A 13,778-nucleotide genomic window follows, 5' to 3' on the forward strand; every position below is an offset into this window, starting at 1 on the left:
TTTTGGTACACTGTTGCGGTTTTTGACTGACGTGTGAATGATTATGCTGAGTTTTGAAGGCAAAGAGATTGAGACCGATAACGACGGTTATCTGAAAGAGAGCAGCCAGTGGAGCGAAGCGCTGGCGGAAGTGATTGCAGAGAAAGAAGCCATCACCCTCTCCCCCGAACACTGGGAAGTGGTGCGTTTTGTCCGCGAGTTCTATCTTGAATTCAACACCTCTCCGGCTATCCGCATGCTGGTCAAAGCCATGGCCAATAAGTTCGGCGAAGAGAAAGGCAACAGCCGCTATCTCTATCGTCTGTTCCCGAAAGGCCCGGCAAAACAGGCCACCAAAATTGCCGGCCTGCCAAAACCGGTGAAGTGTATTTAGTAGCGAATACCGAAGTTAACGTATTCCCGACCGGGTTGATGCGGTTCTGTTAACACCTTATCAACCCGCGCGCTGCGCGGACCGCCCGCTTTCAGCCACGCCACCAGCTTATCGACCTGCTCCGCTTCGCCGCAGGCCACCACCTCTACGCTGCCGTCATCCATGTTTCGCGCGTATCCCGTTAGCCCAAGCTCAATCGCTTCGCGCTGGGTGCTGTAGCGGAAGCCGACGCCCTGAACGACACCGTGAACCCAGGCGATGGTGCAGACTTTTGCCATTTTGCTTCTCCTTAACGTAGCGTTTTCGGTAAACAGCCATAGTGTTGCCGGAAACGGGCGGTGAAACGAGAACTGGAAAGATACCCACATTGTAATGCGATTTCGCCAATCGGTAATCGGGTTGACTGTAACTGTGACAGCGCAACGGCCATCCTCACCTCCTCCACAATCTGGCGAAAGCTCTGCGACTCTTCACGTAACCGTCTGCGAAGCGTCGGCACGCTCAAGGCCAGACGGCTGGCGATGTCCTGCGCGGTCCAGGCTCTGGCGGGCGACAGCATAATGAACTGCCGCACCTGTTCGGTCAGGTTAATATTTCGCTCAATAAGCAGCGGACCTGCCACGCCATCATGCAGCAAGGCAAGTAAAAGACCAAAGGCCTGATGCTTTTGTAGCGCCTCTGGTAAATCCTGACGCACGGCATGCAGCAGGTTATCCCACATAAACGCCAGCCCCTCGCTCAGTGGGGCACAGAGCGAATGTAGCGTCGTACGCGGCCAGGATTTCAGATAATGCGCTTTAAACTCGGCAACGATCTCCGGGGACAACATCAGCAAGTCCGATCGAAACATGCCGTTCGCGGGCTGATTGATAATCTCCATCACCGTATTAGCAGGGATAATGATGAGCTCATCCCGTGTCGCCACCAGCCGGTTGTCATCCTGAACAATTACCTTACTGCCGTGCGTGATATGACAAATAGCCGGAAAAAAGAGTTTGACCTGATGCAGGCGATGCATTTTGCTGGCACTCACTTCACCCGCCGTGAGATGTTTATGTCGAAAATGGAACTCCTGCACTCCGCCATCCTTATCTACTGTAGGTCGCTGTTAACTCAGCCTTTGCCAGCACGTGACTATTGATCATAAAGCCGACCAGCGCGCCGCTGGCATTTTTGTCGACGGGCAGTTTATCCACGTCCAGGGCCCAGACGGTAATCTGATAACGGTGAGGCTTGTCCCCTGCGGGTGGACATGCGCCGCCGAAACCAGAATAGCCGAAATCATTACGTCCCTGCACAACGCCGGCAGGTAATTTCTCGCCGTTCGGGTTACCGGCATCAGCGGGCAGCGTCATTGTCTTCGCCGGGATATTGGCTACGGTCCAGTGCCACCAGCCGCTACCGGTGGGCGCATCCGGATCATATACCGTGACGGCAAAGCTTTTCGTCGCGGCGGGCGGATTTTTCCATGCCAGCTGTGGAGAGCTATTTCCACCGTGGCAGCCAAATCCCTCAAACACCTGCTGTTGCGCCAACCGGCGTTCGCCAGAGATATCCTGGCTGGTGATGCGGAAAGGCGTTGCTGCTAAAACCTGAAAACTCATTGCCGCCAGAGCGGTTATTGCGATTGCGCTGCGCTTTTTCATGGGGGTTTCCTTTGCTGAACCGGAAGCCCTAAGGTAAAGCATGCGACAATGCCGTAATGTGCTTAAGCGATTTGATTTTGTGCCGAAACGCTCAACGGTATCCGCAGATGATTGCGCCTTGCTGAATGTGCTACTCTACGCGCCATTTCCTGAAATCGACAGAACAGCAAATTATGAGTGTACGTTTAGTGTTAGCCAAAGGGCGCGAGAAGTCATTACTGCGCCGTCATCCCTGGGTCTTTTCCGGCGCGGTTGCCCGTATGGAAGGTAAAGCCAGCCTCGGTGAAACCATTGATATCGTTGACCATCAGGGGAAATGGTTAGCGCGAGGTGCTTACTCGCCTGCGTCCCAGATCCGTGCCCGCGTCTGGACCTTCGATAAAGATGAAACCATCGACATCGACTTCTTCGTTCGCCGTCTGCAGCAGGCGCAGCAGTGGCGCGACTGGCTGGCAAAACGCGACGGACTGGACAGCTACCGCCTGATTGCCGGTGAGTCCGACGGCCTGCCGGGCGTCACCATTGACCGCTTTGGTCACTTCCTGGTGCTACAACTTCTGAGTGCTGGTGCTGAATATCAACGTGCGGCGTTGATTAGCGCGCTGCAAACGCTGTTCCCGGAATGCGCCATTTACGACCGCAGCGATGTGGCGGTGCGCAAAAAAGAGGGCATGGAGCTGACCCAGGGTCCAGTGACAGGCGAGCTGCCGCCTGCCCTGCTGCCGATTGAAGAGCACGGCATGAAGCTGCTGGTGGATATTCAGGGCGGCCACAAAACGGGTTACTACCTCGACCAGCGCGACAGCCGTCTGGCGACGCGTCAGTACGTTGCCAATAAACGCGTGCTGAACTGCTTCTCCTATACCGGTGGTTTTGCCGTTTCAGCGTTAATGGGCGGCTGTGCTCAGGTGGTGAGCGTGGACACTTCGCAGGAAGCGCTGGACGTGGCAAAGCAGAACGTTGAGCTGAACAAGCTGGATGTGAGCAAAGCTGAATTTATTCGCGATGATGTCTTCAAACTGCTGCGTAAGTATCGCGATCAGGGCGAGAAATTCGACGTTATCGTCATGGACCCCCCTAAGTTTGTGGAAAACAAAAGCCAGCTGATGGGCGCATGCCGCGGGTATAAAGATATCAACATGCTGGCCATTCAGCTGCTGAACCCGGGCGGCGTGCTGCTTACGTTCTCCTGCTCTGGCTTGATGACCACAGATTTATTTCAGAAAATCATCGCCGATGCCGCAATAGATGCTGGCCGTGATGTACAATTTATAGAGCAGTTCCGTCAGGCAGCCGATCACCCGGTGATTGCTACCTACCCGGAAGGGCTCTATCTGAAAGGGTTTGCCTGTCGCGTCATGTAACTTGAAAAGAGAAATATTGCCCGCACATAACGTGTAAGTCGTATTTCCCGGGAGGTGACTATGATTGCCAGCAAATTCGGTATCGGCCAGCAGGTCCGCCACACTTTGCTAGGGTATTTGGGTGTGGTCGTGGATATCGACCCGGAGTATTCTCTTGATGAACCGTCTGCAGACGAGCTGGCGGTAAACGCCGAGCTTCGCGCTGCGCCCTGGTATCATGTGGTGATGGAAGGTGACGATGGACAACCCGTTCACACCTATCTTGCTGAAGCGCAGCTGAGTAGCGAACTACAGGAAGAACATCCGGAGCAACCCACGATGGATGAACTTGCTCAGACTATCCGCAAACAGTTACAGGCTCCACGCCTGCGGAACTAAGCGTGTAAGAAAGCCCGATTATCGGGCTTTTTTTTATTACTTCGCCAGCCCCAGACGGGGGATTTCAATCGCCGGGCAGCGGTCCATCACCACGTTCAAACCAGCCTCGCGAGCCAGCACAGCAGCTTGCTCGTTAATAACCCCTAACTGCATCCACAGCGTTTTCGCGCCGATAGCGATGGCCTCTTGCGCCACTTCCCACGCCGCCTCAGAATTGCGGAAAACATCAACCATATCCACTTTCTCAGGTACGTCGTTTAGGGTGGCGTATCCTTGCTGGCCCAGTAAGCTTTTACCGGCCACCTTCGGTGACACCGGGATAACGTGATAACCCTGATCGAGAAGGTATTTCATGACCCGATAGCTTGGACGATCCGGTTTATCGCTCGCGCCCACCAGCGCAATGGTGCGCGTGGAGGTCAAAATCTCGGCAATATCGTTCTCTCTCATGGTTTGTCTCCTGGTTTTTTTCAAAGTGTACGCCAAAGCGCACATCTCAACCATCCATCCCATACAGATGTATGAGGGCAAAACCGTGAAATATGTCTATATGTTAGTAAAGATGATTTTCGAAAGATTTAGATACATTAATGCAACATCAGTATTTCTGACAGGAGCCTTCTATGAAAACCGGAATTGCCACTGCTGTGATTGCATTAGTGATGCCGGTTTGCGTCTTTGCGACCACGCTCCGGCTCTCTACCGACATTGATCTGCTGGTTCTGGACGGAAAAAAAGTCTCCAGCTCATTATTACGCGGCGCAGACAGCATCGAGCTAGATAACGGGCCTCATCAGCTGGTCTTCCGGGTAGAAAAGTCGATCGGCCTTGCTAATCATGAACAACGGATGTACATCTCCCCGCCGCTGATCGTCAGTTTTAATACCCGTCAAATCAGTCAGGTGAACATCACCCTGCCCCGCCTTGAAACGGAGAAAGAGTCTGCGGCCTTTGACACCTCGCCACGCGTTGAGCTGCTGGATGGCGATGCGATGCCCATTCCGGTGAAGCTTGATATTCTGGCGTTGACCACATCCCCTAAAGGGCCGGATTATGAGGCCGCAACCCAGACCTATAACAAAGCAGGTAAACGCGCATCGCTTCCCCAGTTTGCCACTATGATGGCAGACGACAGTACGCTGTTATCCGGTGTATCTGAACTGGATGTCATTCCTCCTCAGTCCCAAACCCTGACGGAACAACGCCTTAAATTCTGGTTCCAGCAGGCCGATCCGGATACGCGAGCCCGCTTTTTACAATGGGCGAAGCAACAACCTTCATCATAAGCCACATTTTTTTCGCCTTTCTCTTGCAGCGTCAGACAGTTCCCGTCATCGTGTAGCCAGTTAACCTGATGGATACGATTATGGAACTGACAACACGCACGCTACCTGAACGCAAACACATTGCGCTGGTTGCGCACGACCACTGTAAACAAATGCTGCTTAACTGGGTTCGCCGCCATCAGTCTTTGCTGGAAAAGCACACCCTCTCGGCGACCGGTACAACCGGTAACCTGATCCAGCGCGAAACGGGTCTTGAGGTCAATGCCATGCTGAGCGGCCCGATGGGTGGCGATCAGCAGGTAGGTGCGCAGATTTCTGAGGGGAAAATTGATGTGCTGATTTTCTTCTGGGATCCGCTGAATGCGGTTCCGCATGACCCGGACGTGAAGGCACTGCTGCGCCTTGCCACCGTCTGGAATATTCCAGTGGCGACTAACCTTTCAACGGCGGATTTTATCATCGAATCGCCGCAGTTTAACTCGCCGGTTGATATCCTTATTCCGGACTACCAGCGTTATCTGTCTGAAAGATTAAAGTAAATTTTAAGCCGGGTGGCGGCTACGCCTTACCCGGCTCACAAAAACAAGCCTGACGTCGTTATGGCTTGCGCGCTACCGGCACATCAATATTCTTCAGAATATCAACAAACACCGACGGCTCTTCTTTATTGAACAGCAGCCACACGCGGTGACGCGCGCGGGTGATGGCCACATACAGCAAACGCCGCTCTTCGGCATCCGGGAAATCTTCCGGCATCGGCAGTAAAGCCTGCTCCATGACTGACTCACGAACCGGAGCCGGAAAACCGTCGCTACCGTCTTTCAGCCCTATCACAATCACATAGTCGGCCTGCTGGCCTTTACTGGCGTGGATCGTCATAAATTCAAGCTGCAGTTTCGGCCAGCGCGTGGCCGCTTTCTCCAGCGCTGCGGGTTTCAGATGATGGTAGCGGGCCAGCACCAGAATACGTTCATCGGGCTTCGCATAGCCGCTGAGCTTGTCCAGCAGCGGTTCAAGTTGGTCATCCGCCAGCAGGGTGACCGCTTTTTTATCTCCTGGCCGCAGGCTATTAAGCGGCTTGGCCAGCTGATGCGGGTTCTGCTGGATAAAGCGATTGGCGATTTCACCAATACGGGAATTGAAGCGGTAGGTGGTATCCAGATCGCTACGATCGCCTTCGCCAAAATAGTGATGAAACGCGGTGGTCAGCGAAAGCTGCGCGCCGCTAAAGCGGTAGATGGCCTGCCAGTCATCCCCTACGGCAAACAGAGAGGTATGTTTATTTTGCGCCCGTAACGCCGAAAGCAATGCTGCGCGTTGCGGTGAGATATCCTGGAATTCATCCACCAGAATATGTTTCCACGGGCTGACAAAGCGCCCCTTCTCAAGAATGATAATGGCCTGATGGATAAGGCCAGAGAAATCGACAGCATTTTCCGCCTTCAGAGCAGTTTTCCAGGCTTTTAGCATCGGAGCCATCAGTTTAACCCGCTTTGAAAACAGATCGCGGATCTCCTCCGGCGCACTTTCAATCATTTCAGCCTGCGATCCGCCGTGCATTCGCATCAGGCTTACCCAGCGGTCAAGTCTCGAGCCCAGTCGACGCGCCAGTTTTTCATCCTGCCAGAAACTGCCCTCAGGCACCTCCCAGTTGAGTTCTTCCTCCAGCCACTGACGCCATCCTTTCGCCTGCGCCTTTTTCTCACTGCACTGCTGGCGCCATGTTTTGATAAACAAAGCCTGACGCGCCTGCGTGTCGTTTTCGAGTTTACTCACTGCAGGCACTTTTTTGCTGCCCTGCTGAATGATGTACAACGCCAGAGCATGGAAGGTTCTGGCCGTAATATCCCGGGTGTGCAGGCGTTCCTGGATACGCTCGTCCATCTCCTCGGCAGCTTTGCGGCCAAAAGCCAGAAGCAGAATTTGTTCAGCGACGGCTTCCCCGGTTGTCAGCAGCCAGCCCGCGCGCGCCACCAGCACCGATGTTTTACCGCTCCCGGCCCCTGCGAGCACCAGCAAGGACTGCTCACCGTTAACCACCGCACGTGCCTGGGCGGGATTGAGTGGTGAAGATTCAACCGTACTGAAAAAATCGGCGTATCGGGTGAGCATTGTGTCAGTCCAGGCCTGGTTATGGGCGAACCGGCTCTTATCCATATCGCTTAGCCAGGCCTGACACTGACGCCAGGCATCGCGGCAATTGTCGAACTCATCGAGACGCGTCACGGATACCGGCAGCGCGGAGAGCGCCTGCCTGATTTTTTGCTGTAACCCGGCGGTCTGCTGGCGGGTAAGCCATGTTTGCTGCGCGTTGCTTTGCGCAATATCATCCAGCACCTGCTGCAGTACCTGGGCGGCAATCACGCTCATGTCCTGGCTCCACTGCTGCCAGAGCGCATTCAGATGATGATGGAAACGCTGGGTCTCCACCCACTCGGTGCCGTGAAGACGCACGACTTTATCATCAGGCAGAACGAACTCCAGTTCCCCCCACACCAGCCCACGTTTGCAGTGGATAGCCAGAAGTTGATTAAACGGAATAAGGTATTCATGGCGTTCTCCGGAGACTTTCACCCCGGCATTGAGGAGAACAACCCTGTCATAGGGGTGTTGCGCCAGGCGTTTGCCTAATGAAGTTGCTTTAAGTTCCATGTCCCGCCAAATCCACGAAGAGATAATTTACCTGACAGTTTAACTGCCAGTTTTAAGGTGCTCCAGCCTAAAAAAACGTTACAATCATCAGGCGTTAATTTTATCGAAAGGAAGTGAGGATTTATGCGTACCGTTCTGAATGTGTTGAATTTTGTACTGGGGGGTTTTGCCACCACCCTTTCCTGGCTTTTTGCCACGCTGGTGAGCATCGTCCTGATTTTCACACTCCCTCTGACCCGCTCATGCTGGGAAATCACCAAACTCTCCTTCATCCCGTATGGAAATGAAGCCATCCACGTTGACGAGCTGAATCCCGAGAGCAAAAACGCGTTGATGAACACGGGCGGCACCCTGCTCAACATTCTGTGGCTGATATTCTTCGGCTGGTGGCTGTGCATCATGCATATTTTTGCGGGTATTGCCCAGTGCATCACGATTATTGGTATTCCGGTCGGGATCGCGAACTTTAAAATCGCCGCGATCGCCCTTTGGCCCGTCGGGCGCAGGGTTGTTCCGGTTGAAGTGGCTCAGGCAGCACGTGAAGCAAATGCTCGTCGTCGTTTTCAGTAAATAAGGACTGGCCGCGCTTATGCTAAGCCCACTGCTTCGCCGTTATACCTGGAACAGCACCTGGCTTTATAACGTCAGGATTTTTATCGCGCTTTGCGGCACGGTAGCTCTGCCGTGGTGGTTGAATGATGTCAAGCTCACCATTCCGCTCACGCTGGGGGTGGTTGCGGGGGCGCTGGCGGATCTGGACGATCGTCTGGCCGGACGTTTGCGTAACCTGGTGATTACGCTGGTCTGTTTTTTTATTGCGTCCGCTTCCGTTGAGTTGCTCTTTCCGTGGCCCTGGCTGTTTGCCCTGGGTCTTACGCTCTCAACCAGTGGCTTTATTTTGCTGGGCGGCCTTGGGCAGCGCTATGCCACCATCGCGTTTGGTGCATTGCTGATCGCCATTTACACCATGCTGGGCGTTTCCCTGTACGACCAGTGGTACCAGCAGCCGGTTCTGCTGTTGCTGGGCGCCATCTGGTATAACCTGCTGACGCTAACCGGTCATCTGATCTTCCCGGTACGCCCTCTGCAGGATAACCTTGCCCGCAGCTATGAACAGTTAGCTCACTATCTGGAGCTAAAATCCCGGCTTTTCGACCCGGATATCGAGGAAGAAAGCCAGGCCCCGCTCTACGATCTGGCTCTGGCAAACGGCCAACTGGTTGCCACCCTTAACCAGACCAAAGCGTCACTGCTTACCCGTCTGCGCGGCGATCGCGGCCAGCGTGGGACGCGAAGAACCTTACACTACTACTTTGCCGCCCAGGATATACATGAGCGTGCCAGCTCCTCGCATGTTCAGTATGCCGCCCTGCGAGAAAAGTTTCGCTACAGCGACGTGATGTTCCGCTTCCAGCGTCTGCTGTCCATGCAGTCCCAGGCATGCCAGCAGCTCGCGCGCTCTATTCTGCTGCGCACGCCTTATCAACATGACCCCCGTTTTGAACGTGTGTTTAGCCATCTTGATGCAGCCATTGACCGCGTTCAGGCCAGCGGAACATCACCGGAACATATTAAAGCTCTGGGATATCTGCTGAATAACCTGCGGGCGATAGATGCTCAGCTGGCGACCATTGAGTCAGAACAGGCGATGGCGCTACCCGGTAGTGATGCGGAAAATCAGCTTGCGGATGACAGCGTCCACAGTTTTAGCGATATGTGGCTGCGGCTGAGCCGCAACTTTACGCCGGAGTCGGCTCTCTTTCGCCACGCGGTGAGAATGTCGCTGGTATTGTGCGTCGGTTATGCCTTTATCCAGATAACCGGGTTGCAACATGGCTACTGGATCCTGCTGACCAGCCTGTTCGTTTGCCAGCCGAACTACAATGCCACCCGACACCGCCTTGCGCTGCGTATTCTCGGCACGCTGGTCGGTGTCGCCATTGGACTGCCGGTCCTCTATTTCGTGCCGTCCGTTGAAGGCCAACTGATCCTGATCGTGATCACCGGTGTGTTGTTCTTCGCCTTTCGCAATGTGCAGTACGCCCATGCCACCATGTTCATCACGCTGCTGGTTCTGCTCTGCTTTAACCTGCTGGGTGAAGGGTTTGAAGTCGCCCTGCCCCGCGTGATTGACACCCTGATTGGCTGTGCGATCGCCTGGGCGGCTGTCAGCTTTATCTGGCCAGACTGGCGTTTCCGTAATTTGCCGCGCGTGTTAGACCGGGCTATGAATGCCAACTGCCGGTATCTTGATGCCATCCTTGAACAGTACCATCAGGGCCGCGATAACCGTCTGGCTTACCGGATCGCACGCCGGGATGCGCACAACAGCGATGCAGAACTGGCCTCGGTTGTCTCTAACATGTCAACGGAGCCTCGTGCCACCGCAGAAATTCGTGAGACGGCATTCCGCCTGCTCTGTCTGAATCATACCTTTACCAGCTATATTTCTACGCTGGGTGCCCACCGTGAGAAACTCACCAACCCGGGTATCCTCGCCTTGCTGGATGACGCAGTCTGTTATGTCGATGACGCACTTCATCACCGGCCAGCCGATGAACCGCGTGTTCAACAGGCTCTGGATGAACTGGCTCAACGCATTGCCCATCTTGATCCAGGAAACGACAGCAAAGCGCCACTGGTTCTTCAGCAAATTGGTCTGCTTATCGCTCTGCTGCCAGAAATTTGCCGACTGCAACAGCAAATCGCTACCTGGAGGAGTGATTCTCCTGTGGCTCAGGCAGCGCATTAAACCACTCCGTCAGCTCCCGGCGTATTCCCGCCGGGAGTGCCGCTTCATGAAGTCCCTCAATGGCACCTTCCAGCGCGAAAAGCACTTTAATACTGAGTGCTTTATTTCTTGCCCGCATCTTCAGCCAGCTCGCTTTCGCACCAAGCGTCCGAAGCGTTTCTTCATCGGTAATACCCGCTTCAAAAAGCAAGACTTCAAGCTGAAACGTCAGGTTCGGGAGATCCTTAAGCCGGTTTCGTTGATGACGCTGAGAGCGTTCTTTTCTCGCCGCTCTCAGTGCGAACGAGGAGAGTTGAAGCAGCCGCTCTCTGTCCTGCCACAATCCGTCATCCACGCGATAATAGTTCAGAAGCACTGGACGCCCCCGTTTCATGAGTGTCAAAAACGAGGCGGCATTCTTTACACAGTATTTCGCACTTTCCTCACAGGCGCGGAGGTAGAGTTCTCCCTCTGACACCATGGCAAAGACTGCATCATCCACTGCCAGGGTATAGCCTCCGAACAGTGCCCGATGTTGAATGTCCCCCAGCGGAGACAGATATTCCTGGGATTTATAGATCCGTTCATAAGATATCTTTTTCATGATATTTCCTTATAAATCAAAAATTAACAACGATGCTTCTTACTAGCGGATCCGTTAGCAGGAAAATAGGCAACTTATCGCTGTTGGGCAAGATGATTTTTCAAGGGGCATCAATATTGAATGAATTTTGCGAGTCGCTTTCCGAAAATGAGGTTGATCTTTATGCATACAGGGGTTACTGTATATTCATACAGTAACCACAGGGCTGGAATGAATATGCACACTTCAGGCTATGCAAATCGCTCAACCTTTATCACTTCTACCGCTGGCAACGTAGCGCAGAACACCGTCGGCAGTGTTTCGACAGGGCTTATCAGCGAAGTGGTTTATCGTGAGGATCAGCCTCTGTTAACTCAACTACTGCTGCTGCCGTTATTACAGCAGCTTGGTCAGCAGTCTCGCTGGCAGCTTTGGCTGACGCCACAGCAAAAACTGAGCCGGGAATGGGTTCAGTCCGCTGGCCTTCCGCTGGCAAAGGTCATGCAAATTAATCAACTCTCTCCTTGCGATACTGTTGAGTCGATGATCCGGGCTTTACGCACCGGAAATTACAGTGTAGTGATTGGATGGTTACCAGAGGAATTGACGGAAGAGGAACACTTTCGTCTGACTGAAGCGGCTGAAGAAGGGAATGCGATCGGGTTTATAATGCGCCCGGTTCGTCCAGATTCTTACCGCAGAGGACAACTTTCTGGGCTAAAAATTCACTCAAATTTGTATCATTGAGTGAAATTAGGATTTTTCCTGGAATTTTTTTCGACCACAAGATGTGCTTTTAGTTCCCGACCACAAAATTGCGGCAAGGCTTGTCTGGTGCGGTTCTCCTTAATTTTATTGCACAAAATTCGCGCGAAAAATGTTAAATAATAGGTATACGGAACTTTTTTTTTCATATGCCTGACGGACTTCACACTTGTAAGTTTTCAGCTACGTTGTAGACTTTACATCGCCAGGGGTGCTCGGCCTAAGCCGAAGATATCGGTAGATTTATATTTGACCACGCCCCCCGGTGAAGGATTTAACCGTGATTCTCTTTTGAGACTATCATGGCGAATTTTGGATGATAACGAGGCGCAAAAAATGAAAAAGACAGCTATCGCGATTGCAGTGGCACTGGCTGGCTTCGCTACCGTAGCGCAGGCCGCTCCGAAAGATAATACCTGGTATGCAGGTGGTAAACTGGGTTGGTCTCAGTTCCACGACACCGGCTGGTACAACAGCAAACTGAACAACGATGGCCCGACTCACGAGAGCCAGCTTGGTGCAGGTGCGTTCGGTGGCTATCAGGTTAACCCGTATGTTGGTTTTGAAATGGGTTACGACTGGTTAGGTCGTATGCCATACAAAGGCGACACCGTAAACGGCGCTTTCAAAGCACAGGGCGTTCAGCTGACCGCTAAACTGGGTTACCCAGTAACTGACGATCTGGACGTGTACACCCGTCTGGGCGGCATGGTATGGCGCGCTGACTCCAGCAACAACCAGACTGGCAGCGACCATGACACCGGTGTTTCCCCAGTATTCGCTGGTGGCGTTGAGTGGGCTATGACCCGTGATATCGCTACCCGTCTGGAATACCAGTGGGTTAACAACATCGGCGACGCTGGCACCGTTGGTGTTCGTCCTGACAACGGCATGCTGAGCGTAGGTGTTTCCTACCGTTTCGGCCAGCAGGAAGAAGCAGCACCAGTTGTTGCTCCAGCGCCGGCTCCAGCTCCAGAAGTACAGACCAAGCACTTCACTCTGAAGTCTGACGTTCTGTTCAACTTCAACAAGGCAACTCTGAAACCAGAAGGCCAGCAGGCACTGGATCAGCTGTACTCTCAGCTGAGCAACCTGGATCCTAAAGACGGTTCTGTAGTGGTTCTGGGCTTCACCGACCGTATCGGTTCTGACGCTTACAACCAGAAACTGTCTGAGAAACGTGCTCAGTCTGTTGTTGATTACCTGATCTCTAAAGGTATCCCAGCTAACAAGATCTCCCCACGTGGTATGGGTGAATCTAACCCAGTTACTGGCAACACCTGTGACAACGTGAAAGCTCGCGCTGCACTGATCGACTGCCTGGCTCCAGATCGTCGCGTTGAGATCGAAGTTAAAGGCATCAAAGACGTTGTAACTCAGCCAGCGGCATAAGTTATCGTCTTATAAAAAAACCCCGCAATGCGGGGTTTTTTATTATCTGAAGAAAACAAAAGTCTATTTTTTGCCCAACAATGCCTGAAGGTCGTTCTTCAGCGTCGACATCTGGTTAGCGTACTTCTCTTTATGCTCCGCATCCTCAATCAACTGCACAATCGTTTCCGACAGCGTTTTACCACGCCGTTGTGCCAGCCCCGCCAGGCGCTGCCAGACCACGAACTCAAGGTCGATTGATTTTTTGCGAGTATGCTGATGCTCCGCATTAAAATGTCGTTTGCGTCGCGCGCGGATAGTTTGCTTCATTCGGTTCAACAACGCAGGATTGATGTGCTTCTCAATCCAGCCGTTAACCTGTACCGGTTCATTTTCGAGGGTCAGCAAAATATCCACGGCTTCTTGCGCAGCGCTGGCTTCGATGTAGCAGGTGATCAACTCCCCTTCACGGTGCTTTTTGACCAGGTACTTCCATTTCCAGCCGCTTTCGAGATTTTCCAGTTGTTGATATTTCATTGCGATCTCAGTGTTACCACGTAACTCTGTTCAGAATATCAGTTTTTTAGCAATCTGCTGAAAAGAAATCATATATGTGAGTGAATGCAGGC

The 13,778-nt window shown here is 53.1% G+C and carries 16 protein-coding genes; 9 read left to right on the forward strand and 7 right to left on the reverse strand.

Going from position 1 to position 13,778, the window contains the following annotated elements; translation table 11 throughout:
- The first annotated feature begins 43 nt into the window (after positions 1-43).
- Complete coding sequence (gene tusE / locus AC0XWG_RS22290; protein ID WP_028019201.1) at positions 44-373, forward strand: sulfurtransferase TusE; 330 nt, start codon at positions 44-46, stop codon at positions 371-373.
- Here tusE and yccX read toward each other — a convergent pair.
- Genes yccX through AC0XWG_RS22305 form a run of 3 tightly spaced genes read right to left on the reverse strand, consistent with a single transcriptional unit; the run spans position 370 to position 2,019 of the window.
- The gene (yccX, locus tag AC0XWG_RS22295) at positions 370-651 is read right to left on the reverse strand and encodes an acylphosphatase (RefSeq protein ID WP_049006717.1); all 282 of its coding nucleotides are present in this window, start codon (positions 649-651) and stop codon (positions 370-372) included. The genes tusE and yccX overlap by 4 nt on opposite strands.
- A gap of 11 nt (positions 652-662) precedes the next feature.
- On the reverse strand, positions 663-1,451 hold the full coding sequence (locus AC0XWG_RS22300) for an AraC family transcriptional regulator (protein ID WP_049006715.1): 789 nt from the start codon (positions 1,449-1,451) through the stop codon (positions 663-665).
- Between the two features lie 10 nt (positions 1,452-1,461).
- Entirely contained in the window at positions 1,462-2,019 is a 558-nt protein-coding gene (locus AC0XWG_RS22305) for a kinase inhibitor (protein WP_049006713.1), read from the reverse strand.
- A gap of 173 nt (positions 2,020-2,192) precedes the next feature.
- Between AC0XWG_RS22305 and rlmI the strand changes: the two genes are divergently transcribed.
- Both rlmI and hspQ read left to right on the forward strand, forming a co-directional pair.
- Positions 2,193-3,383 (forward strand): 23S rRNA (cytosine(1962)-C(5))-methyltransferase RlmI, encoded by a 1,191-nt coding sequence (gene rlmI / locus AC0XWG_RS22310; RefSeq protein WP_028019205.1) that lies wholly within the window; start codon positions 2,193-2,195, stop codon positions 3,381-3,383.
- Positions 3,384-3,443: 60 nt separating this feature from the next.
- A complete protein-coding gene (hspQ, locus tag AC0XWG_RS22315; RefSeq protein WP_008499919.1) occupies positions 3,444-3,761 on the forward strand; it encodes a heat shock protein HspQ in 318 nt (105 codons plus the stop codon).
- 36 nt (positions 3,762-3,797) lie between these two features.
- On the opposite strand, the gene AC0XWG_RS22320 is transcribed toward hspQ, so the two are convergent.
- Positions 3,798-4,211, reverse strand: a complete 414-nt coding sequence (locus tag AC0XWG_RS22320; protein ID WP_032666992.1) for a CoA-binding protein — start codon at positions 4,209-4,211, stop codon at positions 3,798-3,800.
- Between the two features lie 173 nt (positions 4,212-4,384).
- Here AC0XWG_RS22320 and csgI point away from each other — a divergent pair, with 173 nt between their 5' ends.
- Positions 4,385-5,047, forward strand: coding sequence for a curli synthesis inhibitor (gene csgI, locus AC0XWG_RS22325; RefSeq protein ID WP_028019207.1), 663 nt, complete (start codon positions 4,385-4,387; stop codon positions 5,045-5,047).
- 80 nt (positions 5,048-5,127) lie between these two features.
- On the forward strand, positions 5,128-5,586 hold the full coding sequence (gene mgsA / locus AC0XWG_RS22330; protein ID WP_049006707.1) for a methylglyoxal synthase: 459 nt from the start codon (positions 5,128-5,130) through the stop codon (positions 5,584-5,586).
- Between the two features lie 58 nt (positions 5,587-5,644).
- On the opposite strand, the gene helD is transcribed toward mgsA, so the two are convergent.
- The gene (gene helD / locus AC0XWG_RS22335) at positions 5,645-7,699 is read right to left on the reverse strand and encodes a DNA helicase IV (protein WP_475681090.1); all 2,055 of its coding nucleotides are present in this window, start codon (positions 7,697-7,699) and stop codon (positions 5,645-5,647) included.
- 123 nt (positions 7,700-7,822) lie between these two features.
- Here helD and AC0XWG_RS22340 point away from each other — a divergent pair, with 123 nt between their 5' ends.
- Entirely contained in the window at positions 7,823-8,269 is a 447-nt protein-coding gene (locus tag AC0XWG_RS22340; protein WP_023335159.1) for a YccF domain-containing protein, read from the forward strand.
- A 19-nt stretch (positions 8,270-8,288) separates the two neighbouring features.
- The gene (yccS, locus tag AC0XWG_RS22345; protein WP_028019210.1) at positions 8,289-10,451 is read left to right on the forward strand and encodes a YccS family putative transporter; all 2,163 of its coding nucleotides are present in this window, start codon (positions 8,289-8,291) and stop codon (positions 10,449-10,451) included.
- Here yccS and AC0XWG_RS22350 read toward each other — a convergent pair.
- The gene (locus tag AC0XWG_RS22350; protein WP_028019211.1) at positions 10,408-11,034 is read right to left on the reverse strand and encodes a TfoX/Sxy family DNA transformation protein; all 627 of its coding nucleotides are present in this window, start codon (positions 11,032-11,034) and stop codon (positions 10,408-10,410) included. The genes yccS and AC0XWG_RS22350 overlap by 44 nt on opposite strands.
- 216 nt (positions 11,035-11,250) lie before the next feature.
- On the opposite strand from AC0XWG_RS22350, the gene sulA reads away from it, so the two are divergent.
- Positions 11,251-11,760, forward strand: a complete 510-nt coding sequence (gene sulA, locus AC0XWG_RS22355) for an SOS-induced cell division inhibitor SulA (protein WP_128348152.1) — start codon at positions 11,251-11,253, stop codon at positions 11,758-11,760.
- Positions 11,761-12,114: 354 nt separating this feature from the next.
- Positions 12,115-13,170 carry a porin OmpA gene (gene ompA / locus AC0XWG_RS22360; RefSeq protein WP_108090330.1) on the forward strand — a complete coding sequence of 352 codons (1,056 nt, stop codon included), beginning with the start codon at positions 12,115-12,117 and terminating at the stop codon, positions 13,168-13,170.
- A gap of 63 nt (positions 13,171-13,233) precedes the next feature.
- On the opposite strand, the gene matP is transcribed toward ompA, so the two are convergent.
- Positions 13,234-13,686: a macrodomain Ter protein MatP gene (gene matP, locus AC0XWG_RS22365; RefSeq protein ID WP_008499929.1), complete on the reverse strand. Its 453-nt coding sequence runs from the start codon at positions 13,684-13,686 to the stop codon at positions 13,234-13,236.
- Between the last annotated feature and the right edge of the window lie 92 nt (positions 13,687-13,778).

Source organism: Enterobacter sp. DVT3837 (assembly GCF_056238685.1).

Bases quoted from the DNA above. Each gene is read 5' to 3' on its own strand.
- AC0XWG_RS22305 (WP_049006713.1), bottom strand. From the start codon at position 2,019: ATGAAAAAGCGCAGCGCAATCGCAATAACCGCTCTGGCGGCAATGAGT.
- yccS (WP_028019210.1), top strand. From the start codon at position 8,289: ATGCTAAGCCCACTGCTTCGCCGTTATACCTGGAACAGCACCTGGCTT.
- hspQ (WP_008499919.1), top strand. From the start codon at position 3,444: ATGATTGCCAGCAAATTCGGTATCGGCCAGCAGGTCCGCCACACTTTG.
- AC0XWG_RS22350 (WP_028019211.1), bottom strand. From the start codon at position 11,034: ATGAAAAAGATATCTTATGAACGGATCTATAAATCCCAGGAATATCTG.
- tusE (WP_028019201.1), top strand. From the start codon at position 44: ATGCTGAGTTTTGAAGGCAAAGAGATTGAGACCGATAACGACGGTTAT.
- sulA (WP_128348152.1), top strand. From the start codon at position 11,251: ATGCACACTTCAGGCTATGCAAATCGCTCAACCTTTATCACTTCTACC.
- ompA (WP_108090330.1), top strand. From the start codon at position 12,115: ATGAAAAAGACAGCTATCGCGATTGCAGTGGCACTGGCTGGCTTCGCT.
- helD (WP_475681090.1), bottom strand. From the start codon at position 7,699: ATGGAACTTAAAGCAACTTCATTAGGCAAACGCCTGGCGCAACACCCC.
- rlmI (WP_028019205.1), top strand. From the start codon at position 2,193: ATGAGTGTACGTTTAGTGTTAGCCAAAGGGCGCGAGAAGTCATTACTG.
- AC0XWG_RS22320 (WP_032666992.1), bottom strand. From the start codon at position 4,211: ATGAGAGAGAACGATATTGCCGAGATTTTGACCTCCACGCGCACCATT.
- AC0XWG_RS22340 (WP_023335159.1), top strand. From the start codon at position 7,823: ATGCGTACCGTTCTGAATGTGTTGAATTTTGTACTGGGGGGTTTTGCC.
- matP (WP_008499929.1), bottom strand. From the start codon at position 13,686: ATGAAATATCAACAACTGGAAAATCTCGAAAGCGGCTGGAAATGGAAG.
- mgsA (WP_049006707.1), top strand. From the start codon at position 5,128: ATGGAACTGACAACACGCACGCTACCTGAACGCAAACACATTGCGCTG.
- csgI (WP_028019207.1), top strand. From the start codon at position 4,385: ATGAAAACCGGAATTGCCACTGCTGTGATTGCATTAGTGATGCCGGTT.
- yccX (WP_049006717.1), bottom strand. From the start codon at position 651: ATGGCAAAAGTCTGCACCATCGCCTGGGTTCACGGTGTCGTTCAGGGC.